The 22,439-nt window shown below is 68.5% G+C and carries 16 protein-coding genes; 8 read left to right on the top strand and 8 right to left on the bottom strand.

The genetic code is table 11. The annotated features are described in order from the left end of the window. Positions 1-39 precede the first annotated feature (39 nt). A complete protein-coding gene (locus AC07OD_RS19885) occupies positions 40-1,944 on the top strand; it encodes a sensor histidine kinase (protein WP_218297345.1) in 1,905 nt (634 codons plus the stop codon). Next, positions 1,944-3,299, top strand: a complete 1,356-nt coding sequence (locus AC07OD_RS19890) for a sigma-54-dependent transcriptional regulator (RefSeq protein WP_369641200.1) — start codon at positions 1,944-1,946, stop codon at positions 3,297-3,299. Before AC07OD_RS19885 ends, AC07OD_RS19890 begins: the two co-directional genes overlap by 1 nt. A 174-nt stretch (positions 3,300-3,473) precedes the next feature. Here AC07OD_RS19890 and AC07OD_RS19895 read toward each other — a convergent pair whose 3' ends face one another. Both AC07OD_RS19895 and AC07OD_RS19900 read right to left on the bottom strand, forming a co-directional pair. Then, positions 3,474-5,441: a sensor histidine kinase gene (locus AC07OD_RS19895; RefSeq protein WP_492805903.1), complete on the bottom strand. Its 1,968-nt coding sequence runs from the start codon at positions 5,439-5,441 to the stop codon at positions 3,474-3,476. After that, on the bottom strand, positions 5,431-6,177 hold the full coding sequence (locus AC07OD_RS19900; RefSeq protein WP_218297342.1) for a helix-turn-helix transcriptional regulator: 747 nt from the start codon (positions 6,175-6,177) through the stop codon (positions 5,431-5,433). The genes AC07OD_RS19895 and AC07OD_RS19900 overlap by 11 nt, the downstream gene beginning before the upstream one ends. Positions 6,178-6,564: 387 nt before the next feature. Here AC07OD_RS19900 and AC07OD_RS19905 point away from each other — a divergent pair, with 387 nt between their 5' ends. Further along, on the top strand, positions 6,565-9,450 hold the full coding sequence (locus tag AC07OD_RS19905; protein ID WP_494597855.1) for an IPTL-CTERM sorting domain-containing protein: 2,886 nt from the start codon (positions 6,565-6,567) through the stop codon (positions 9,448-9,450). A 54-nt stretch (positions 9,451-9,504) separates the two neighbouring features. Here AC07OD_RS19905 and AC07OD_RS19910 read toward each other — a convergent pair whose 3' ends face one another. Further along, on the bottom strand, positions 9,505-12,870 hold the full coding sequence (locus tag AC07OD_RS19910; RefSeq protein ID WP_492805900.1) for an EAL domain-containing protein: 3,366 nt from the start codon (positions 12,868-12,870) through the stop codon (positions 9,505-9,507). A gap of 292 nt (positions 12,871-13,162) precedes the next feature. On the opposite strand from AC07OD_RS19910, the gene AC07OD_RS19915 reads away from it, so the two are divergent. Together AC07OD_RS19915 and AC07OD_RS19920 are read left to right on the top strand one after the other, a co-directional pair. Continuing rightward, entirely contained in the window at positions 13,163-13,588 is a 426-nt protein-coding gene (locus AC07OD_RS19915) for a Fur family transcriptional regulator (protein WP_218297339.1), read from the top strand. Positions 13,589-14,045: 457 nt separating this feature from the next. Continuing rightward, a complete protein-coding gene (locus tag AC07OD_RS19920; protein ID WP_218341357.1) occupies positions 14,046-15,302 on the top strand; it encodes an Hsp70 family protein in 1,257 nt (418 codons plus the stop codon). A 138-nt stretch (positions 15,303-15,440) separates the two neighbouring features. Here AC07OD_RS19920 and rsmI read toward each other — a convergent pair whose 3' ends face one another. After that, complete coding sequence (gene rsmI / locus AC07OD_RS19925; protein WP_218297337.1) at positions 15,441-16,394, bottom strand: 16S rRNA (cytidine(1402)-2'-O)-methyltransferase; 954 nt, start codon at positions 16,392-16,394, stop codon at positions 15,441-15,443. On the opposite strand from rsmI, the gene AC07OD_RS19930 reads away from it, so the two are divergent. The 3 genes from AC07OD_RS19930 to AC07OD_RS19940 all read left to right on the top strand — a co-directional run bounded on the left by AC07OD_RS19930 (position 16,394) and on the right by AC07OD_RS19940 (position 18,171). Beyond that, positions 16,394-16,804, top strand: coding sequence for a YraN family protein (locus tag AC07OD_RS19930; protein ID WP_369641205.1), 411 nt, complete (start codon positions 16,394-16,396; stop codon positions 16,802-16,804). The genes rsmI and AC07OD_RS19930 overlap by 1 nt on opposite strands. Before the next feature lie 99 nt (positions 16,805-16,903). Then, on the top strand, positions 16,904-17,506 hold the full coding sequence (locus AC07OD_RS19935; RefSeq protein ID WP_218297335.1) for an SIS domain-containing protein: 603 nt from the start codon (positions 16,904-16,906) through the stop codon (positions 17,504-17,506). Continuing rightward, positions 17,503-18,171: a BON domain-containing protein gene (locus AC07OD_RS19940; protein WP_218341359.1), complete on the top strand. Its 669-nt coding sequence runs from the start codon at positions 17,503-17,505 to the stop codon at positions 18,169-18,171. The genes AC07OD_RS19935 and AC07OD_RS19940 overlap by 4 nt, the downstream gene beginning before the upstream one ends. A 223-nt stretch (positions 18,172-18,394) precedes the next feature. On the opposite strand, the gene AC07OD_RS19945 is transcribed toward AC07OD_RS19940, so the two are convergent. The 4 genes from AC07OD_RS19945 to AC07OD_RS19960 all read right to left on the bottom strand — a co-directional run bounded on the left by AC07OD_RS19945 (position 18,395) and on the right by AC07OD_RS19960 (position 22,418). Beyond that, positions 18,395-19,309: an NAD(P)-dependent oxidoreductase gene (locus AC07OD_RS19945; protein WP_369641207.1), complete on the bottom strand. Its 915-nt coding sequence runs from the start codon at positions 19,307-19,309 to the stop codon at positions 18,395-18,397. Between the two features lie 168 nt (positions 19,310-19,477). Beyond that, positions 19,478-20,614: a PilT/PilU family type 4a pilus ATPase gene (locus tag AC07OD_RS19950; RefSeq protein ID WP_218297332.1), complete on the bottom strand. Its 1,137-nt coding sequence runs from the start codon at positions 20,612-20,614 to the stop codon at positions 19,478-19,480. A gap of 64 nt (positions 20,615-20,678) precedes the next feature. Further along, on the bottom strand, positions 20,679-21,314 hold the full coding sequence (locus AC07OD_RS19955; RefSeq protein WP_218297331.1) for a Crp/Fnr family transcriptional regulator: 636 nt from the start codon (positions 21,312-21,314) through the stop codon (positions 20,679-20,681). A 60-nt stretch (positions 21,315-21,374) separates the two neighbouring features. Beyond that, complete coding sequence (locus AC07OD_RS19960; RefSeq protein WP_010463046.1) at positions 21,375-22,418, bottom strand: type IV pilus twitching motility protein PilT; 1,044 nt, start codon at positions 22,416-22,418, stop codon at positions 21,375-21,377. Positions 22,419-22,439: the final 21 nt, after the last annotated feature.

The raw sequence follows: 22,439 nt of genomic DNA on the forward strand, positions 1-22,439 counted from the left end.
GCCTGCGCCGTGCAGGCAGGTTGACCCCACGGATCGCCCATGACGACATCCCGCAATGCCTCTTCGCTGCGGGTCTTGCCTGCGGCGGATCCGGCGCGCGATGCATCCTCGGGCGATCTCTCGATACCCGCCCGGGCGGGCACGACGCTCCGCTGGCGGTGGCGCCACGTTGTCGTGCTGGCGGCATGCGCGCTGTGCGGCGCGGTCGCCTATGTGGCCACCTTCACTTTCTATCGGGAAGAGCAGGCCCGGAGCGCCGCGAAACGCCTCGAGTTTGTCGTGCTCAGCCTGCAGGCGCTCGTCCATCGCAACGAAGCCCTGCCAGGCATCATCGGACTCAAGTCAACGCTTGGCTCGCTGCTGGACACGAACACGCTGGCGGCCCAGGCCGCCGCCAACGCGTATCTTGAAACAGTGGCGAAGGCCTCCGGCATTTCTGCCGTCTACCTGCTGGATGCCGGCGGGACGACGCTGGCTTCGAGCAACTGGAACCAGGTGCTGACCTTCGTTGGCGAGAACTACGCCTATCGGCCTTACTTCAAGGATGCGATGGCGGGCCGCACCGGGCGCTTCTACGGCATCGGATCCACCACCGGCGAAGCCGGCTACTTCCTGGCGGCCGGCGTGGTGGCGCCGGGCGGCGCCCGCGGTGTGATCGCGGTCAAGCTCTCGCTCGAAAAGTTCGAGGAAGCCATGCGGCAGAGCACCGACGTGGTGATCCTCACGGACCGCGAGGGCGTGGTCATTCTCAGCTCCGTTCCCGAGTGGCGGTACCGCACCGTCGCCGCGCTCGCACCGGCCGCGCGCGAGCGCATCCGGCAATCGCGGCAGTATGGGGACCTGCCGCTGCTCGCGCTGCCCGGGCCGGGGCTGGATTTCACCCGGTCCCACGCAACGCTCGCGCTTGAAGGGGGCATCACGCACTACACCATGGCGACCCATGCGAGCGAAGATCTGGGTTGGCGTGCCGCACTTCTGGTGGACCAGGCACCCTCGCGCCGCGCCGCCGTCCTGGCCGCACTGGCCGCCACCTCCGTCGCCGCCTTCCTGGGGGCGCTCACCGTCGGCTTTCAGGAAGGCCGGTATCGCCGTGAGGAGATGCGCAAAGCCAAGCGCGCGCTGGTGGAAGCGAGTGCCCGGCTCGAGCAGCGCATCATCGAGCGCACGGCGGATATCAGCCAAGCCAATGCCTCGCTGGAACGCAAGATCGAAGAACTGCGCCGTACCGAGGCGATTCTTCATGAGACGCGGGACGGTGCGGTGCACGCGGGCAAGCTCGCCGTGCTCGGGCAGATGTCTGCGGGCATGGGCCACGAGCTCAGCCAGCCGCTCACCGCGCTGCGGACCCTGTCGGACAACGCGATCACGCTGCTTGACGGCGCGCGCCTGGAAGAGGTGCGCGAGAACCTTCACCTCATCAGCGAACTCACCGCCCGCATGGGGCGCATCATGGCGCTGCTCAAGGCCTTTGCCCGCGCCGACAGCACCAGCCTCGAACCCGTGGCCATGGACATGGCGATCCATCATGCGCTCATGCTCGTAGAGTCTCGGCGGTGCGAGGTGCGGGCGGATATCCTGGTCAGCTCAACGCTGGCGACCCGCCCGGTGCGGGCCGACGCCATCCGGCTCGAACAGGTGCTCGTGAACTTGATGCGCAATGCGCTCGACGCGGTCGAGTTCCGGGCGGAGCGCCTGGTGAGGGTGGCGGTCCGGCAAAAAGGGCGCCATGCCGTCATCTCCGTCAGCGACACGGGCGGCGGCATCGCGCCAGAGGCCATGCAACGGCTGTTCGAACCGTTCTACACCACCAAGCCCGCGGGCGCGGGGCTGGGTCTTGGGCTCGCCCTTTCGCAAAGCATCGTCGAGAGCTTCGGCGGGCGCATCGAAGCGCGCAACCTGGACCGGCAGGGCGCGCTCTTCACCATCACGCTGGAGGTCTATTGATGCCCGTGCCACCCATCCCTGCCGACGAAAGGCCGCGAGTTCTCCTCGTGGATGACGAGCCCGCCGTGCGGCGCGGCCTCGAGCAAGCCATGGTGCTTGCCGGCATCACTGTGAAGGCGGTCGGCAGCGCGGAGGCCGCGCTGGATGTTTTCGAGGACGTGCAGCCGTGGGCCGTCGTGAGCGACGTCAAGTTGCCCGGCATGGATGGCCTGGAGCTGCTCAACAGATTGCGCCAGCATGATCGTGAAGTCGCGATGGTTCTCATCACCGGGCACGGGCACGTCGCCATGGCGGTGCAGGCAATGCGCGAAGGCGCCTACGATTTCATAGAGAAGCCGTTTTCCTCGGAAACGCTGGTCGGCGTCGTGCGCCGGGCCGTCGAGCGGCGCGTGCTGCTGGAAGAGAACCGGCGCCTGCGCGAGCGCTTGCCCTGCGAAGAGGGGCGTCCGCTCATTGGCCAGACACCCGCCATGCAGCGTGTCCGCCAACTGGTTCGCGCACTGGCGGCGACCAACGTGGATGTCCTGATCGCCGGAGAGACGGGCGCGGGCAAGGAGGTCGTGGCACGGGCGATTCATGCCGCCAGCGGCCGCAGCGGTCCCTTTGTTGCGCTCAACTGCAGCGCCCTGCCAGAGAGCGTCATCGAGAGTGAAATCTTCGGCCACGAGGTGGGTGCCTTCACCGGCGCGGCCAAGCGGCGCGTGGGGCGCATCGAGTTCGCCAACAAAGGCACGCTGTTCCTCGATGAAATCGAGTCGATGCCGCTCTCCGTTCAACTGAAGCTGCTGCGGGTGCTGCAGGAGCGCGAGATCGAACGGCTGGGCAGCAATGTCTCCATACCCGTCGATTGCCGCGTGCTCGCCGCCGTCAAGGGGGACCTCAAGGCCATGACGGCGGCAGGCCGATTCCGCGAGGATTTGTTCTACCGGCTCAATGTGGTGACGATCGACGTCCCGCCATTGCGCGATCGCATGCCGGACATCCCGCTGCTCATGGCCCACTTCCTGCGCGAGTTCGCCCAACACCACGGCATGGCGCAACCGGAATGGAGCGATGACGACCTGCGCCGCTGGAAGGCCCACCGGTGGCCCGGCAATATCCGCGAGCTGCGCAACGTTGCCGAGAGGCTTTGCCTGGGCCTGCCCGACGGGCTTTCGCAAGCCGATCCGCCGCCGGTTTCTACGTCGCTCACCGCGCGCGTGGACGAAACAGAGGCCGCGCTGATACGTGAAGCGCTTCGCCAGGCACGGGGCCGCGTGGCCCAGGCCGCCGAGCAGCTCCATCTCCCCCGAAAGACGCTGTACGACAAGTTGCGCCGGCATGGCCTGGTGGCAAGAGACTTCCTGCGCGGCTAGGGTCCCGCTGCGCACGGAAGTCCCCATCGCACAGTCTTCTTCGCTCGATGGCGGCACTTCATGCCCTCTGGATCGCCACCGCTGTCGCTGCGGTGGATGCCTTGTGCTGGCGCCATCGGCCCTGAACCGGTGCCAACGATCCCGTGGCGGCTGGCTCGCGCGGAGGGCGGGGTGTCAGCCCTGCTTGTGCAGCGGCAGCCACAGCGTGAAGGTGGAACCTTGCGCCTGGGCGCCGTCACTGGTGCTCCAGGTGCAATGCGCGCCCAGCACCAGCGCGCGGCTGTGCACGTTGGGCAGGCCCCGGCGGGCGGGCGCCAGCGCCTCGGACGCCGGGGGGGTGAATGGACGGCCGTTGTCCCGTATGCACACCTGCACGCCGCGCGTGCCATCGCCGCCGCCCTCTGGCGGGGGCCAGACGGCCTCGGCCGTGCTCAGCACGATCTCCGTCGCGCCACTGTGCTTGAGGATGTTGGTGAGGATCTCCTGCAGGATGCGCAGCACGTGCAGCGCGTTTTGCGCGTCCAGCCAGGGCAGCGGCGGCAGGTCGTCCACCTGCCAGTGCATGACCAGTCCCGCGCCCTCCAGCCGCAACCCGAGCCGATAGCGCAGGCCGGCCAGCAGTGCCAGCAGATCCGCATTCACGGGCTCCAGCGAGTCGATGGAGATCTTCAGGTCGTCGATGCACTCCCGCAGCACCTGCGCCACGTCCACGGGTGCCGCCGGCGCAGTCTCTACCAGCCGCAGCGCGCTCATCAGCGAGGAACCCACGCCGTCGTGCATCTCCCGCATCAGGCGCTGGCGCTCGTGCAGCAGCGTCTGCTCGCGCTCGGCGGCGCGCAGCAGCTCGTGTGTTTCGCGCAGCTGCAATTCCTGCGCGGCCAGGCGCTCGGCCTGCACGGCATTGGCTTGCTCGGCGACTTCCAGCGCGCGGTGGTAGCGCGTGAACCCGACCAGCAGGAACATGGTGAACACGCCCATGTACACGTAGGGCGTGAGGTAGATGTGCTCGATGCTGATGCGGTAGCGCTGCATCGCCAGGTCGTGGATGGCCAGGGGAAACGAGAGCGCCACGGCCCCGGCCAGCAGCACGCTGGACCAGGAGCGTTCGCGCCACGCGCCCAGCGCCGCCACGCACAGCACCACCAGGGCCGGAGGAAACAGCGCCAGGCGCAACAGCGGCAGCATCGCCTCGTGCCGCAGGTCCCACAGTGGCAGGGCCGCCAGCGCCACCAAGCCGCAATAGGCGACCACGGCGCGCGCCAGCCGCGGATAGCCCCGGCCCTGCATCCGGCACAACAGGAAGAAGGAGCAGGCCGACGACCCCAGCGAGCCCACGAGCGTGAGCCAGGAGAACCATTCGTCGGGCACGCCGAAGCCCTCGGCATCGACCAGGTAGAACAGCGTGGCCAGCAAGTGCCCCACCGACAGCAGGAAGAACAGCAGGTAGCCCGCCTCGCCCCGGCCGCGCCGCACCAGCCACACCGCCAGCGCGAACACGCCCAGCACGAGGTAGGCACCGCGCAGGTAGGCCACCAGGTCGGTCTGCAGCAGGCTGCGCAGCCGCCACCCCGGCCAGAGCGCCTCGGCCGGCCCGGCCCACACGCTGGACAGCGCGCCGCCCACGCCGGGCAGGTTGGCCATGCGCACATGCACCTCCAGGGGAATGCCGGGCGCAGCATGGCCCGCCAGGTCCACCCACACCGGGCGGTTGAAGCTGTTCCAGACCCGGCTGCCGTGCGACTGCCAGACGAGGTGCCCATCGGCATACACCGCCACCGTGCCCACTGTCTGCCAGCGCGGGATGTACAGGCGCGTGCCCTGGGGCGTGGCGGCGAGCGCCTCGCCCGGCACCCGCAGGCGGTACCACCACACCTCGGGTGGCGCATCGGCCTGCGCGGCTGTCGAGACCGTGCTGCGTGCGCGGGCATGTGGCAGGTCCACCGTGCTCCACGGTATGGTGCTCGAAAGCACTGCATCGGGTGATTCGTGCAGCGAGGGCGGCGGCGCCCAGCCCCCGCTGGCGGGATTCCACGCCTGCGCCTGCACCAGGTGCGCGGGCAGCATGCCTGCCAGCGCCGCGCCCCCGGCGGCGGCACCGGCCAGCAAGAGCCGCAGCGCCAGGCGCGCGAGATCAAGCCACATCGATCCACCCTTTGCGCGCCGCGGCGCTCACCGCTTCGGCCTGGGTCGTCACCTGCAGCTTGGCGTACACGCGCCGCACGAAGGTACGCACCGTGTGGCGCGACACGCCCATCGCCCGCGCCACCTCGTCCAGTGTGTAGCCGCGTGCCACCATGCGCAGCAACTCGGCCTCGCGCGCCGAAGGTGCCACCTCCGTGATCTCCGCCGCCGCCAACCCCGGCTCCAGGCCCGCTGACGGCTTGGCTGTCACGGGAGACTGCGCGCGGCGCAGCAGCAGCTTGCGCGCCACCATCGGATTGATGGGGCTGCCCCCCGCATGCAGGCTGCGCACTTCGTCCACGACGGCGCTGGGGGGCAGGTCCTTGAGCAGGTAGCCCATCGCACCGGCCTCGATGGCGCCCAGAACATGCGCCTCATCGCCAAAGATCGTGCTCACCATGGCCGCCGCCCCGGGCCAGCGCGCGCGCAGCACGGCCAGCACGTCGAGCCCGCTGCCATCGGGCAGCCCCAGGTCCAGCAGCAGCACGTCCAGCGGCGCATCGTCCGCCTGCAGCGCCGCCAGCGCTTCGGCGCGGCTGGCCGCCACCCACTGCAGATGCATGTCGGCCGCGCCTTGCAAGGCATGCGCCAGCGCGTTGCGGCAGACGAAGTCGTCCTCCACCACCGCCACGCGGATGGCAGGGGGCGCAGGCGCCGCATCCGGCGCCCAGGGAGTTGTGCGAGGAAGGGAAACCATGCGCCGATGCTGCCACAGGCCCAGGTCAAAAGCGCCGGGCCTGGCGGGGCTGCTGTGCCCGGCAGGCCGGCTGCGCCAGCCGGTACGGTGGCAAGCGGCGGATCATGGTCGGTTCTTCGGGCTGCATGCGGGGTCGGTGGGTTTCTGCATGGGTTCCAGGTCGTCAATGCGCGCCCATTCGGCGGGTGCTCTGTCCATGCTGCCATCCCCCGGGGCCCTTGTCATGTCGCCCAAACGGGGGACATACAAAACCGTGCCCATCCGGTAACTTCCGGTCCCGCAAGCAGGGGCCTGCACCTGAATCCACAAGAACACGGTGGCCGACACCGTTCCATTCAGGGCAAGCCCGAGCGGCTTTTCTCGAACGCACCACGGAGTGAGGAATACATGATTCGGATGGTAGAGGCCGCGATGCGGCCGGGCGCAACGGCGCGCCACAGCTCCCGGCCAGGGCGCAGCGCGGGCGCATCCCTGGAAAGGTCCCGGGCGGTCCGGGGGCTCGCGCTTGCGGCGGCGGTGGTCTTGCTGCAGGCCTGCGGCGGAGCGACCTTGTCGTCGTGGATCGAGGCGCCGCTTGTCGCCGACGGCTACACCCGCAACGCGGACTATTTCCCCTTCGAGCCCACGCTGCTCGTGAACCCCGACGCGAATGCGCAGCTGAAGTTCTCGTACGCCACGTTGCCGAGCGGAACGTTGACCAAGCTGGTCGTGGACAAGGCGAGCACGACGGCCTCCGTGGGGCAGGAAGCCTACACGCTGAATGCCGACAAGGTCGCGCGCGCGCGCCTGGTGCTCTATGTGGAGAAAGTGGCCGCGCCTGGCTATATCGCGATATTCAGCGCCCATCAGGACGGTGCCGATTGCTTCGAGCGCGAGGACACGGCGCCCCACTGCGGCCAGTCCGTGGCCAGCGCCGATGCGGCCGCCACCGATGCGGACAGTCCCGCGCAGCCCCTGCGCATCACCACGCCGGGTTTCTACAGCTTCGATGTCACCAAGCTGGTCAAATACCGGTTGGCCAACAACGTCGAGTCGATGATGCGTGTGGGCGCGGCCCCCGATCCCAACGACAACACCTTTGGCAGTTTCGAGTTCGCGAGCAAGGAGCTGCCAGCGGGGCAGGCCCATGTACTGCACCAGCCCCAGCTGCTGATCACGCTCAGCGATGCGGTGGGCGCCACCAGGAACGCCTATGCCGCGACCAGCGTGCGCCAGTCGTCCATCGACCCCTCCGTGGCTTCACGGAATTTTGCCCAGGACGAAAATCTGTGGCTGAGCGGCGTCCCGGGCAACCGGGCATATGCGCTGATACAGCCGCAATCATTGCCCACGGGCGCCTTCACCTTGCGCACCGCCCTGAACGAGATGGGTTCCGTGGGGGTCAAGCAAACCATGGTGGCGTTCGTGAATGCGCCGGTGCCGGAACAGGCCACGGCACAGCCGCAAGCGAATTTCTACACCAGGCCGGGATTCACCTCGCAGAACCAGCAGGTCACCTCCTGGAACGGGGGCTGGGCCGAACCATCCGCAGCAGCCTTGTTCGCCACCGCACCGCTCGACCGGGATGCGCAGAACCAGTCCCTGTTCGTCGATGCCAGCGAGGGCTATGTCTCCGCGCTCGCGGGTGCCTACAACGCGGATCGCCGCGAGAACTTCGCCATCGCCGGCTCGACGAACCTGCAGGCTCCGCTGACGCTGGACAGCGACAACAACACCCGGACCGGGCACATGCCGCGTTTCGTTGCCGCGATCACGCCCGTGTCGGACAGGATGCGCAATTTCATGAAGTTCGACAGGGACGACAGCGAACACACGCGCAACTACTGCCTTGCGCTGGGCGATGGGATGTGCAACCCGTCGCTGTCGCTGCGCGCGCGCCTGGGGCAGCTCTTCACGAGAAACCCCATCGTCATCGACCCAAGGGCATCGACCCCCGAAGGTTCCTACCTGCCCTATGCGACCCCGATCAACGTCGCGGTGCCGTCCAGCGGCGCCAGCGCGATCATTCAGAGTGATCCCGATCCGGCGGAGCAGGGCTTCATGGGCGATGGCGGCACCGGCTACTACATCTACGACGCCCGGGCCAACCGCGTCGCGGGCCAGTACCAGGGAATCATCAGCATGCCGGGGCACAACCTGCGCGCCGTCATCCACTTCGAGAACCTGCCGCTGCCCGCGCCGTCGCTCGGTGGCCCGGGCACCATCGACATGGTGCCCGGCGCCGCGTCGGTGACGGTCGCGGCCAATGCGCCGATCCCGTTCCGGCTGACCGTGGCCGACCCGGTCAATGCGAACATCGACGATACGACACGCTGGGCGATCACGAGCAGCAACCCGGGCGACACGATGCCGGGCGAGATCCAGCAAAGCGAAGGCAGCGCGGCGTTCGCGGCGACGTTTGCCGGGCCCGGCTCGCGCACGCTCACGGCGACGAGCAAGGGCGACGGCACGATCAAGACGACGATGAACGTCCTCGTCAACCAGGTGGTCCTGCCCGGCCAGGCGATCACGTTCACCTCCACGCCACCGGCGTACCCCGTCGTGGGCGGGGCCTATGCGGTGTCAGCCCTCGGCGGCGGCTCGGGCAACCCGGTCGTGTTCACCATCGATGCCGCCTCGACGGCCGGTGCCTGCTCGGTCGCGGGCAGCGTGGTGACATTTGCCGGCGCGGGCACCTGCACCGTCAATGCCAACCAGGCAGGCGACGCGAACTACGCCGCTGCCGCCCAGGTGCAGCAGACCATCGCCATCCCTGTCACCTACAGCGGCACCACCGTGCCCACCACGGGTGCGGGCGGCCCGGCCAGCGCCAGCTTCACGGGTGGAGGCGCCGGCTGCCGGTTCGACCCCGCCGCCACCGGCTTCATGGCCGCCAGCGCCGCCCCGCCGGGGCAGGGCGCGCCGCAGGGCGCGTTCCGCGTCCGGCTGGTGGACTGCACCCCGGGCGCCACGGTGCGTGTGACCACCCTGTGGCCGCAGCCGGTCGCCGGCTTCACCAAGTACGGCAGGGCCAGCAGCGGCGCCGCCAGCGCCAGCTTCTTTGCGCCGAGGAATCTCACCATCGACGGCAACGCCGTGAGTTTCGACCTGACCGACGGCCAGCTGGGAGACGACGATTGGGCCCAGAACGGCGTGATCGTGGACCCGGTGATGCCACTGGCCGCCGCGGGCCTGGCCACCGCCATTCCCACGCTGAGCGAATGGGGCGTGGTGCTGACGGGGGCCACGCTGGCCGCCATGGCCTTGCTGGGGTTGCGCCGCCGCCGGGGCTGATGGGCGTGCAGGGGCCCTCACGGCGCACGGCCTCTGCCCGGCGCGTGAACGCGGTCATCCCCCGGGCGGGGGAGCCGGTGCCCTGAAGCTGGCGGCCCACGCCGGGAACTCGTCCGCCGGCATGGGCCTGGCAATGAAGTAGCCCTGCGCTATGTCGCACCCCAGATGCAAGAGCTGCTCCCAGTGCTCGCGGGTCTCTATGCCCTCGGCCACTGTCTTGCGGTCCAGGTCATGGACCAGGTCGATGGTGGAGCGCACGATCTTGGCGGAGCTCTTGTCGTGTGTCATGGCGGCGACGAAAGACTGGTCGATCTTGATGCAGTCCACGGGGAGCTTCTGCAGGTATGCCAGGGACGAGTAGCCGGTGCCAAAGTCGTCGATGTACAGCGGAATGCCTTCCTCCCGCAGGGCGTGGAGCACGCCCATGGCGTATTGCGCATCCTCCATGACGGTGCTCTCGGTGATCTCCACCTCCAGCAGCCCGCGTGCCACGCCGCGCTCGCGCTGCCAGTGGCGGAACTTGGCGAACAGCTGCTCATCGCGCAGGTTGCGCGCCGAGAGGTTGACGGCGATGGGCAGGGCGCAGTCCTGGCGCTGCCAGGCCTGGAGTATGTCGAGCACGGACACCAGCATCCATTCCGTCAGCGGCTTGATGAGCCCCGTGTGCTCCGCCAGTTCGATGAAGACCCCGGGCGCCAGCAGGCCGCGCTGGGGGTGGAGCCAGCGCACCAGTGCCTCGGCGCCGCAGACGCGGCCGCTGGCGAAATCGACCTTGGGCTGCAGGTAGACCCGCAGCTGGCCGGCGTCGATCGCGTGGCGCAGCTCGCCCGCCATGTTCAGGCGCTCGGCCTGGTCCTGTTCCTGCTGAGGAATGAAAACGACGTGGTCCACGCCCATTCTCTTGGCCTGGTGAACCGCCTTGTCCATGCGGCGCAGCAGGTCGTGCACGGTTCGCCCGTGCTCCGGGAACAGCGCGATGCCGGCCTTGGCCACCACATCCAGCGCGATGCCGGCCACCGAAATCGGCTGTGACAAGTTCTGCTCCAGCATGTTCACCGTGTGGCGGGCGGCGTGCAGGTCGCTGTCCGGCAAGAGGGCCGCGAACTCATCGCCGCGCAGGCGGGCCACCAGGGCCGATGGCGGGGCGCTGCGCTGCAGCCGCCGTGCGAACTCGCGCAGGATGTCGTCGCCGTGCGCAAAGCCCAGCGCTTCGTTGATTTCGCTCAGGCGCTCGATATTGAATTGCAGCACCGCCAGCGAGCGCGGCTGTTCACCGCCTTCGTGGATGGCGGCGGCCAGCGCCTCTTCGAACTGGAGGGCATTGGGCAGGCCCGTCAACGGGTCATGCCGGGTGAAGTGGTGCATGGCGGCCTGCACGCGCTCCTGTTCGACGCGCGAGCGCAAGGTCGCGATGCCATAGGCAAGGTCATCGCTGGACTCCGTGAGCAGCGCGATTTCGTCCTCGCCAAAGGTGTCGGGTTCTGGGTCGTAGATGGACAAGGCGCCAATGACCCGGCCTGCCACCCGCAGCGGGCACGAGATGCCGGATCTCGGCCCGTGGGGCCTGCCGTGCCAGGGCGCATGGCCGGGGTCGGTGTTCATGTTGCGCACCAGGCAGACCTCCTCGGTCCGGATGGCGCTGGAGGTGACCCCCTGGCCCAGGGCCGTGCCGCTCAGGTCCAGCCCCAGCTGCCGCAGCGCGTCCATGCCGCCGGGGTAGCCGCATTCGGCCATGGGTTCAAGGGGCAGCTCCGGGCGGCTGCCGCAGTACCAGACCACGGCCATGCCATAGCCGCCGGCCGTGACGATGGCCTGGCACATGCTGTCCAGCAGATCCTGTTCCTCGCTGGCCCGCAGCATGGTGCGGTTGCCGGCGCTCAGGGTGCGCAGGGCGCGGGTCGCGTGCTCCAGCTGCCGTATGCGCTGCTCCAGTTCGGTGTTGAGCGTCTGTATGCGGTTCTCGAAGTGCTTGCGGTCCGTGATGTCGGTGCCCAGCACGTAGTAGCCGCCCACCTTGTCGTGCGCCTCGAACCTGGGCAGGTAGCGGATGGCCTGCCAGACCCCGGGGAAGGGCTGCCAGTCATAGGCCTGCGGAGTGCCCGCCAGCACGCCGTCGATCATCGGGGCGGCCTGGCCGTAGCGTTCGTCGCCGAGTATTTCCTGCACCGTGCACCCCGTGATGTCCGCGCGTTCCGGGGCGAAGCTCTGGCGGTACTGGTCGTTCACGTACACATAGCGCCGCTCGGCGCTCACGAACGCGATCAGCGCGGGAACCGCGCCAATGACGCTGCGCAGGTGGTCTTCGCTTTCTTTGAGCTGCGTCGTCCGCTCCCGGACGTGCGACTCCAGCAGGATGTTCTGCGCGCGAATGGTCTGCTCGGCCTGGCGCTCTGCCGTGACGTCACGGAAGACGAGGACCACGCCATGCAGTTGGCCGTTGGCATCCCGGATGGGGGCCGCGCTGTCCGCGATGGGGCATTCCGTGCCGTCGCGCGCGAGCAGCGACGTGTGGTTGGCGAGGGCTTGAATCTCGCCGGTGGCAAGCGCGGCGGCCACGGGCACCAGGGCGGGCTCGCGGGTCTGTTCGTTGACGATGCGAAACACCACTTCCACCGGCAGCCCCCGGGCCAGCGCGATGGGCCAGCCCGTCAACTGCTCGGCCACGGGGTTCATGCGCAGGATGCGGCCCTCGGTGTCGGTGGCCAGCACGGCATCTCCGATGGAGTGCAGCGTGGTCGACAGGCTTTCTTCGCTGTCCGCCAGCGCGCGCTGGCTGGTTTCGGTTTCGCGCAGCTGCCGGCGGATCAGCAGGTAGGTCGCGCCCAGCAGGGCCACCAGCATCGCGGCGGCGATGGAGCCCGCCACCACCAGTTTCTGCCGTGCCTGGGCATGCGCGTTGGCACGCAGCGTGAGCAGGTGGCGCTCCGCCGTGTCCATGTCGCCGAGCAGCTCGTAGGTGCGTGCGCGCGTGGCCCGCAGCGGCGCCGTGGCCACGAAGGCATTGGCGGCCTCCTGGCCCTGGGTCTTGCGCAGCATCTCGACCTGCCGGGAGATCACCATCCGCTGGTTCACGATTTCCCGCAGCTGGCCCCAGCGCTGGTGCTGGTCGGGGTTGCTGGCGGTCAGCAACTGGATCCTCTCCAGCGTGCGCTCTCTCTGCGCGATGGTGTCGTCGCGTTCGGCGATGTGGGCGGGGTCTCCGCTGAGCCGGAAGTTCTGCGTGGCCAGCTCGATCTGCAGGGTATAGCCACGGGTGCGGGCCAGGTTGTTGAGCACCTCATGGGTATGCGCGAGCATCAGCGCGGTCTGGGACGCATCGTTCGCCACCCGCCAGGTGGCCGCCACCAGCGCCGCCACCACCAGCACGGCGGCGCCGAATGCAATGGCGACCTTGCTTTCGAAACTGGACCAGCGTGCCACCGTATTGACCTTTCCGTGAGGAGACCCGGCCGGATGGACCCGGATCGAACAGTACGCCGGCACCGGAAGGACGGGGTTCGCCATGCCTGCTGCATCGTGCAGCACATCAGGAATCCGTTGGCTGGCTGCTATCGGCCAGGTCGAATATACCGACTGGAGGCCTTGCGGGGAACCAATAGATGGCATGGTGGAGCTCTGTGGGCCCCCTCAGGGCGCGCCGCCCGCCGGTCCCGTGGGGCACGGCGAGTCCCTAGAATCGCGGGAGCCCACCGACCCCCCAAGAAACACGACCATGGAACGAGCAACCCGCCAGCGTGCGGCAATCCACGCCGCGATAGCCACCGCAGGGCGTCCCTTGTCGCCGCAGGAGGTCCTGGAGGCAGCACGCGCCGACATCCCCTCGCTGGGGGTGGCAACCGTCTACCGGAATCTTCGCGCGCTGATGGAGGACGGCACGATCGAGCCGGTGACCCTGCCCGGCAGCAGCGCCCGCTACGAGATGGCGGGGCAGGACCACCATCACCATTTCCTGTGCCGGGTCTGCCACCGCGTGTTCGATATCCATGCATGCCCCGGCGGCTTCGCGCACCTGGCCCCGCCGGGCTTCACCGTGGACGGCCACGACATCACCTTGTACGGCCAGTGCAGCGATTGCCAGCCCCCGCCGCCGGCGAAGAAGGCGCCGGCCCCGGCGCGCCGGGGCCTCACCCGGGGCTGACGGCCTGCCTTTCCCGTGCCCGCCGGTGGCCGCGGCGGGCGGTCGCCGGTTTCCATGCGCACCTGCCGGGGGCGGCATGCCGCTTCGGGCCAAGGGCGCGCGGAGCGTGAGACAATGCCGCCCTGCGCAGCGGCTCCACGGGAGCCCCACTGCCGCTGCCGATCCGAGGGCGCCATGCCGTGGCAGGCACCAGGCCCGGCGGCAACGCCAGGCAACGGCGTGTGAATGCGCGGCCGATGTGCCGGTACCCGCCTGCACAGCCGAAGGCCCTTGATTTGATGAAGGAATCAAGGGCCTTTTCTTTTCAATGGGCGCCCTGGGCGCCGGACGGTTTCCCCCGGCATGCCTCGCGGCATGCCATTCACCCTGTTCCACGCGGCCACCGCCGCCACTCGCCGGCCCGGGCACGACAGTTCGGCCGTGCAGAGTGACTTCGCCACCGATTCTCTGACCTCCCATGACACCCTTCCTGAAGGACACCACCCTCGGCATCGACTTTGGCACTTCCAACTCCGCGATGGCCGTGCGCCAGGGCACCGGGCCCGCGCGGATGATCGCGCTCGAAGGAGGCGCCCCCACACTGCCCACCGCGCTGTTCTTCAATGCGGAAGACCACCGCACCCACTTTGGCCGGGATGCCGTGGGGCAGTACCTGGCGGGCACGGAGGGGCGCCTGATGCGCTCGCTCAAGAGCCTGCTGGGCAGCGCGCTGCTGCAGGACAAGACGGCGGTGCACAACAAGCTGGTGAGCTACCAGGACATCATCAGCCTCTTCTTGCGCATGCTGGTGCAAAAGGCGCGCGATGACCTGGGCGGCATGCCGGCCCGGGTGGTGATGGGGCGCCCGGTGCATTTCGTGGACGGGGACGCCGGCCGCGACCAGCAGGCGGAAGATGCGCTGCGCCAGGCCGCGGTGGACGCGGGGTTCGCCGAGGTGTCGTTCCAGCTGGAGCCCATCGCCGCCGCGCTGGACCACGAGCAGCGCATCACGCACGAGTCGCTGGTGCTGGTGGTGGACATCGGCGGGGGCACGTCGGACTTCACGGTGGTGCGGCTGGGGCCGCAGCGCATGGCGCGCGCCGAGCGCGGCAGCGATGTGCTGGCCACCACCGGCGTGCACGTGGGCGGCACCGACTTCGACCGGCGGCTGAGCCTGGACCTGCTGATGCCCCTGCTCGGATTTCGGCACACCGGCCCCGCGGGGCGAGAGGTGCCCAGCCGGGTGTTCTTCGACCTGTCCACCTGGCACCTGATCCAGTGGCTGTACTCGCCGCGCGCGCTGCGCGACGCGCAGAACCTGCGCACCGACTATTCAGATGCCCGGCTGCACGCGCGGCTCATGCGGGTGCTGCACGAGCGCCTGGGGCACCGCATGGCCAACACCGTGGAGCAGGCCAAGATCGCCGCGTCCCTGGGCGATGCCGATGCGCCCATGCCGCTGGACTGGATCGAGGCCGGGCTGGCTGAATCCGTCACCCCCGAGGGGCTGGCGCGGTTCCTGTCGCAGCCCCTCGAACAGGTGGTGGCCTGCGCGCAGGAATGTGTGCAGCTGGCGGGCCTGGGGCAGCAGGGGGTCGATGCGATCTATCTCACGGGCGGCTCGTCGGCCCTGCGGCCGCTGCGCCAGGCCCTCAAGGCGGCATTTCCCGGCACCCCCCAGGTGGAAGGCGACCTGTTCGGCGGCGTGGCGGCCGGGCTGGCGGTGTCGGGGTGAGAGTCCGGCGGGAGGTGCCGCGCACCCTGGCCGGTGCCGGTACTCGCCGTGGCGGGTCGGTTTGCTATTGAAAATGTAGCTTTTGGCGCTTTCCTGCCAAGGGTCTAAGGCCAATTTGGCATGAAATCCGGGCCGGAATCAGTCCGCGGTGCCGCTGTCTGCACCACCGTCGTCCGCACCGCTGCGCTTCCATGCCAGGGCCGTGTCGTACAGCACATTGCGCGATGCGCCGGTGATCTCGGCGGCCAGGCGCACGGCGGTTTTCAGCGGCAGCTCCTGCACCAGCAGGCGCAGCACCCGCAGGCTGGAGCCATCGTCGCTGGCCACCGCCACCGGGTGCAGCAGCACCACGAACTCGCCGCGCGAACGCTGGGGGGCGCCGTCCAGCCACGCCGCCAGCTCATGGGCGGGCCGCGTGGTCACTTCCTCGAACTGCTTGGTCAATTCCCGCGCCAGCGTCACCGGGCGATCGCCCAGCACCGCCAGGGCCTGGGCCAGTTCGCCGATGCGGTGCGGGGCTTCGAGCAGCACCACGCAGCGGGGCTCATGGGCCAGCTGCTGTGCAATCACCGTGGCGCGTTCGGCGTTCTTGACGGGCAGGAAGCCCGCAAACACGAAGCCGCCGTGTTCGGTGCTGTGGGCCACGGCGCCAGCCACGCTCAGCGCGGTGGTGATGCTGCTGGCGCCGGGCAGGGGCACGGCGCGCAGGCCGGCCGCCTGCACGGCGGCCACCAGCCGGGCGCCGGGGTCGCTCACGCCGGGCGTGCCCGCGTCGCTCACGTACGCCACGCGCTGGCCTTGCTGCAGCCGCTGCACGACGTTCTGAGCGGCTTCGGCCTCGTTGTGCTGGTGCACGGCCAGCAGCTGCGAGGCCCCCTTGTCGATGCCATAGGCGCGCAGCAGGGATTGCGTATGGCGCGTGTCCTCGCAGGCCACGGTGTCGGCCATCTGCAGCACATGCAGCGCGCGCAGGGTGATATCGGCCAGGTTGCCGATGGGCGTGGCCACCACGTACAGGGCGCCCTCGGGATAATGCTGCGCAGCCGCCGCTTCACGCGCGGCGCCCTGGGCTGAAGCGAAAGATGCGCTCAATGAAATTCCTTGGAAAGAGAAAACCGGCGGAAGCCCCTGGCCCGGCCGCCAAACCCGCCACCACGCGCGAGCGCGGCAATGCGGCGGAAGACCAGGCCCTGGCCCACCTGCAGGCGGCGGGCCTGCAACTGGTGCAGCGCAATTATCGGACGCCCGGGCGCGGCGGCGGCGAGATCGACCTGGTGATGCGTGCACGGGACGGCACGCTCGTGTTCGTCGAGGTGCGCAGCCGCGCGGGCCGCGCGTTTGGCGGCGCAGGGGCCAGCATTGGCGCCACCAAGCAGCGGCGCATCATTTTCGCGGCCCGGCACTACCTGCTGCGCCTGCCTTCCCCGCCGCCGTGCCGCTTCGATGTGGTGCTGGTCGAGGAGTCCGTGCAGTGGCTGCAGGCCGCCTTCGATGCGCAGTAGGCGCGCGCCCGGTGGCCGCCATCCCTGGCGCCGGCGCCATGCAGGGAACTACGGTTTGCTACAAAAGCTGTAACACGCGGCGGGTATCATCGGGCCCTCATGCTTGAGCAACGCATCCAACAGCATTTCATCGACAGCGCCGACCTGAAGTACCAGGCCGCGCAGGTTCTGAGCCACCCCATCGCCGCCGCCGTGCAGGCCGTGCTGGCCTGCGTGACCAGCGGCGGCAAGGTGCTGGCCTGCGGCAACGGCCCCTCGGCCGCCGAGGCGCAGCAGTTCGCCGCGTTCTGCGTGGCCGGTTTCGAGCGCGACCGGCCCGAGCTGGCCGCGCTGGCCCTCACCTCCGACAGCACGCTGCTCACGGCCGCCACGGGTGGCAGCCACGATGCGGCGCAGCAGTTTGCGCGCCAGGTGCGTGCGCTGGGCCAGGCGGGCGACGTGCTGCTGGCGCTGTCGGTCACCGGCAATGACGCCAACCTGCTGGCCGCCGCCGAGGCCGCCCACGAGCGTGACATGACCGTGGTGGTGCTGACCGGCCGCACGGGCGGCAAGCTGGCCGCCCTGCTGCGCGAGACCGATGTGTTGATCAGCGTTCCGCACGACCGCGCCGCGCGCGTGCGCGAAGTCCATGCCCTGGTGCTGCATTGCCTGAGCGATGGCGTGGACGCCCAGTTACTTGGCGAACAGGAGATTCCCCTATGAAGCAAACCACCCTGAAACGTACCCGGCGCACCGTGTGCACGGTGCTGGCCGCCGCCGCGCTGGCCGCGGGCCTGTCGGCCTGCGCGCCGTTGATCGTGGGCGGCGCCGTCGTGGGCGGCGTGATGGCCGTGGACCGCCGCACGACCGGCACGCAGATCGAGGACGAAGGCATCGAGCTGCGCGCCGCCAACCGCATCCGCGAAACCCTGGGCGACCGCGCCCATGTCAACGTGACCAGCTACAACCGCCAGGCCCTGCTGACCGGCGAGGTACCGAGCGCCCAGGACCGCCAGACCGTCGAGCAGATCGTGTCGCAGGTGGAGAACACGCGCTCGGTCGTCAATGACCTGGCCGTGATGCCCGCCAGCAGCCTGAGCCAGCGCTCCAACGACACCTTCATCACCGGCAAGGTGCGCGCCAGCCTGGTGGACGCCCAGGACATCTCGGCAAACTCCTTCAAGGTGGTGACCGAGCGCAACATCGTCTATCTGATGGGCCGCGTGTCGCAGCGCGAGGCCAACCGCGCCACCGAGATCGCCCGGGGCGTGAGCGGCGTGAGCAAGGTCGTGCGCGTGTTCGAGATCGTCTCGGAAGAAGAGCTGCGCCGCATCGCGCCGCAGCCCGCGCCAGTGACCACCGACAACAGCGCATCGCCCGGCGGTTGAAAGCGGGCGGTCAGGCTCGATAGCCTGCACAGCCCCTGGGTCGAAACATCCCGGTTCGCATGACGCGGACCGGGATTTTTTCTTGGAGACCCTGTATCGCGCGTTGCGGCATGAAGCTGGCACGGCACAAGCGAGCGCACCCGCAGAGCCGGCTTCGCCAGGCCGAAGAGGCCGCGCGCGCTTCTGGCGCGTGCCACCGGGGCGCCGCAGGCGACCCAGGGGGCTATGTCAGCCTTTTGATCAGGCTCGACGTGTCCCAGCGGTTGCCGCCCATCTTCTGCACATCGGCGTAGAACTGGTCCACCAGCGCCGTCACGGGCACGCGCGAGCCGTTGCGCTTGGCTTCGTCGAGCACCAGGCCCAGGTCCTTGCGCATCCAGTCCACCGCAAAGCCGAAGTCGAACTTGCCGTCCACCATGGTCTTGCCACGGTTGTCCATCTGCCAGCTCTGGGCCGCGCCCTTGCCGATCACCTCCAGCACCTGTTTCATGTCCAGGCCCGCGTTCTGGCCAAACGCCACCGCCTCGGACAGCCCCTGCACCAGCCCGGCGATGCAGATCTGGTTGACCATCTTGGCCAGCTGGCCCGCGCCGCTGTCACCCAGCAGCGTGAAGGCGCGCGAGAACGCCATGGCCACGGGCTGGGCCGCCTCGAAGGCCGCCGCGTCGCCGCCGCACATCACGGTGAGCAGGCCGTTTTGCGCGCCGGCCTGGCCGCCGGAGACGGGGGCATCCACGAAGTGCAGGCCCAGGGCACGGGCGGCTGCGTACAGCTCGCGCGCCACCTCGGCCGACGCGGTGGTGTGGTCCACGAAGATCGCGCCCGGCTTCATCCCGGCAAAGGCGCCGTCGGCTCCCAGGGTGACGGAGCGCAGGTCATCGTCGTTGCCCACGCAGCAGAACACGATGTCGGCACCGGCCGCGGCCTCGCGCGGCGTTGCGGCATGCCTTGGCGCCTTGGCGCCGGCGTACTCCGCGCACCAAGCTATGGATTTTGTAGCGGTTCGGTTGTAGACCGTGACCTCATGCCCGGCCAGCGCGAGGTGGCCGGCCATCGGATAGCCCATCACGCCCAGGCCCAGGAAGGCGACCTTGCGGGATGGGGTTGCGTCGTAGTTGCGGGGATTGGTGCTTGGCATGGGAGTGGTTCTTGCAAAAAAAGGCCGCCACGGGGGCAGCGTTTGAAACTGGCGCGGCCCAGGCCAGCGGACGCCGTGGAACTGGCTTTGCCAGGCCACCAGCGTCGTCCCCCTTTCCCGCGCGCAGCGCGAGAGAAGGGGGAAGCGGCGCAGCCGCTCAGGGGGTTGTCACACAATCGCGAAGTGCTCGGTGCCCGAGGCAAGGTCCGGCGATTTGGCGCGCTGGCTGTTGAGCTTGATCTGCAGGCGCAGGTCGTTGAGCGAATCGGCGTTGCGCAGCGCGTCTTCATAGCTGATCACGTTGGCCTCGTACAGGTCGAACAGTGCCTGGTCGAAGGTCTGCATGCCCAGGTTGCGGCTCTTCTTCATGATCTCCTTGATCTCGGAGACATCGCCCTTGAAGATCAGGTCGGAGATCAGCGGGGTGTTCAGCATGATTTCCACGGCCGCAGCACGGCCCTTGCCGTCCTGCTTGGGGATCAGGCGCTGGGACACCATGCCGCGCAGGTTGAGCGACAGGTCCATCAGCAGCTGCGCGCGGCGCTCTTCGGGGAAGAAGTTGATGATCCGGTCCAGCGCCTGGTTGGCGCTGTTGGCGTGCAGCGTGGCCAGGCACAGGTGGCCTGTTTCCGCAAAGGCCACGGCATGCTCCATGGTCTCGCGGTCGCGGATTTCGCCCATCAGGATCACGTCGGGCGCCTGGCGCAGCGTGTTCTTCAGGGCTGCTTCCCAGCTGTCGGTGTCCAGGCCCACCTCGCGCTGCGTCACCACGCAGTTCTTGTGCGGGTGCACGAATTCGATGGGGTCTTCCACCGTGATGATGTGGCCGAACGAGTTCTCGTTGCGCCAGTCCACCATGGCGGCCAGCGTGGTCGACTTGCCCGAGCCCGTGGCACCCACCAGGATGCACAGGCCGCGCTTGGTCATGGTCACTTCTTTCAGCACCTGCGGCACGCCCAGACCGTCGATGGTGGGCAGCGTGAGTGGAATCGTGCGCAGCACCATGCCGACCTTGCCCTGCTGGATGAACGCGTTGACGCGAAACCGCCCGATGCCGGCGGGCGAGATCGCGAAGTTGCACTCCTTGGTGCGTTCGAAATCGGCCACCTGCTTGTCGCTCATGATGGCGCGCGCCAGCGTGAGCGTGTGGTTGGGCGTGAGCGGCTGGGGCGACACCTTGGTCACCTTGCCATCGACCTTGATCGCGGGGGGGAATTCCGCCGTGATGAACAAGTCGCTGCCATTGCGGCTCACCATCAACTTGAGCAGGTCATTGATGAATTTACTGGCCTGATCGCGTTCCATCAGAATTTCTCCCGGGGGTGTTCGTCTGTCGGGTGGTCGTTGTGCAGGTGGTATCCGCGCATCATCATTTCTGGTTGTCGCTCAGGCGGGCGCTCACCACGCGCAGGCGCAGCGACAGCTTGCGGGCCAGCAGCGCGATCAGGCTGGCGGCGAGCTGCGGGTCCTTGGTCATCATGTCGTCCATGGCCTCGGCGCTCAGCACGGCGATCTCGCAGTCGGTGAGCGTGGTGCAGGCCGAAAAGCGGATGCCGCTGTCGAGCAGCGACATCTCGCCCAGGATGTCGCCGGGCCGGGTCTCGGCCAGGCGCAGCTGTTCGCCCCAGGGCTGCACGCGGTCCACCGCGATGGTGCCGGTGAGCAGCACCACCATGAAGTTGCCGTATTCGTCCTGGCGGATCACGTCGCGGTTGGACGGGATGGCCGCGAATTCGAAGAAACGCTCCATGCGCTCCACGGCGTCCTTGTCCAGGTGCGCCATGTACTTGTCCTTGGCCCACAGGCCCTGCAGCAGCTTGCCGCCACGGCTGGTGGGCAAGCGCTTGGCGCCCACTTCCACCGCACGCGCCTCCCAGGGCACGAGCATCGAATCGTCCACGCCCTGGCCGGCGAAGGCCGTGGAAAACAGCACCGAATCCGTGTTGTCCTCCATGGGCTTGCCGCCGCGGGTTTTCATTTTCAGAAGGCTCAGAATGCCTTTCATACAGTGCTCCGGTGTGCGGCAGCTCGTCGGGCCGCAGGGTACATGGGTGCCGCGCGCGGATCAGCCCGGGAAGTTTTCGGGGATCTTGGCCTTGGCGCGCGCCTCGGCCGGGCTGATGATGTTGCGGCGAACGAGGTCGGTGAGATTCTGGTCCAGCGTCTGCATGCCCACGCTGTTGCTGGTCTGGATGGTGGAGTACATCTGCGCCACCTTGGCCTCGCGGATCAGGTTGCGGATGGCGCTGGTGCCCAGCATGATCTCGTGCGCCGCCACGCGGCCCGAGCCGTCCTTGGTCTTGCACAGCGTCTGCGAGATCACGGCCTGCAGCGACTCGGACAACATCGCGCGGACCATTTCCTTTTCTTCGGCGGGGAACACGTCGATGATCCGGTCGATGGTCTTGGCGGCGCTGGAGGTGTGCAGCGTGCCGAACACCAAATGGCCCGTTTCCGCCGCCGTCATGGCCAGGCGGATGGTTTCCAGGTCGCGCATTTCGCCCACCAGGATGGCGTCCGGGTCTTCGCGCAGCGCGGACTTCAGCGCGGCGGCGAACGACAGCGTCATCGGGCCGACTTCACGCTGGTTGATCAGGCACTTCTTGGATTCGTGCACGAACTCGATCGGGTCCTCCACCGTGAGGATGTGGCCGTACTCGGTTTCGTTCAGGTAGTTGACCATGGCGGCCAGCGTGGTGGACTTGCCCGAGCCCGTGGGGCCGGTCACCAGCACCAGACCGCGAGGCTTCAGGGCCAGGTCGCCGAAGATCTTGGGCGCGTTGAGCTGCTCGAGGGTCAAGATCTTGGAAGGAATGGTCCGGAACACGGCGGCCGCGCCGCGGTTCTGGTTGAAGGCGTTGACGCGAAAGCGGGCCAGGCCTTCGATCTCGAACGAGAAGTCGACCTCCAGGAACTCTTCATATGTCTTGCGCTGCGAGTCGCTCATGATGTCGTACACCATGGCATGCACCGTCTTGTGGTCGAGCGCATCGACATTGATGCGGCGGACATCCCCGTGGACCCGGATCATGGGCGGCAGGCCTGCGGAAAGGTGCAGGTCGGAGGCCTTGTTCTTGACGCTGAAAGCGAGCAGTTGGGTAATGTCCACGGAATCCCTCTATCGTTTGAT

This window comes from Acidovorax sp. GW821-FHT10E03, assembly GCF_059415205.1.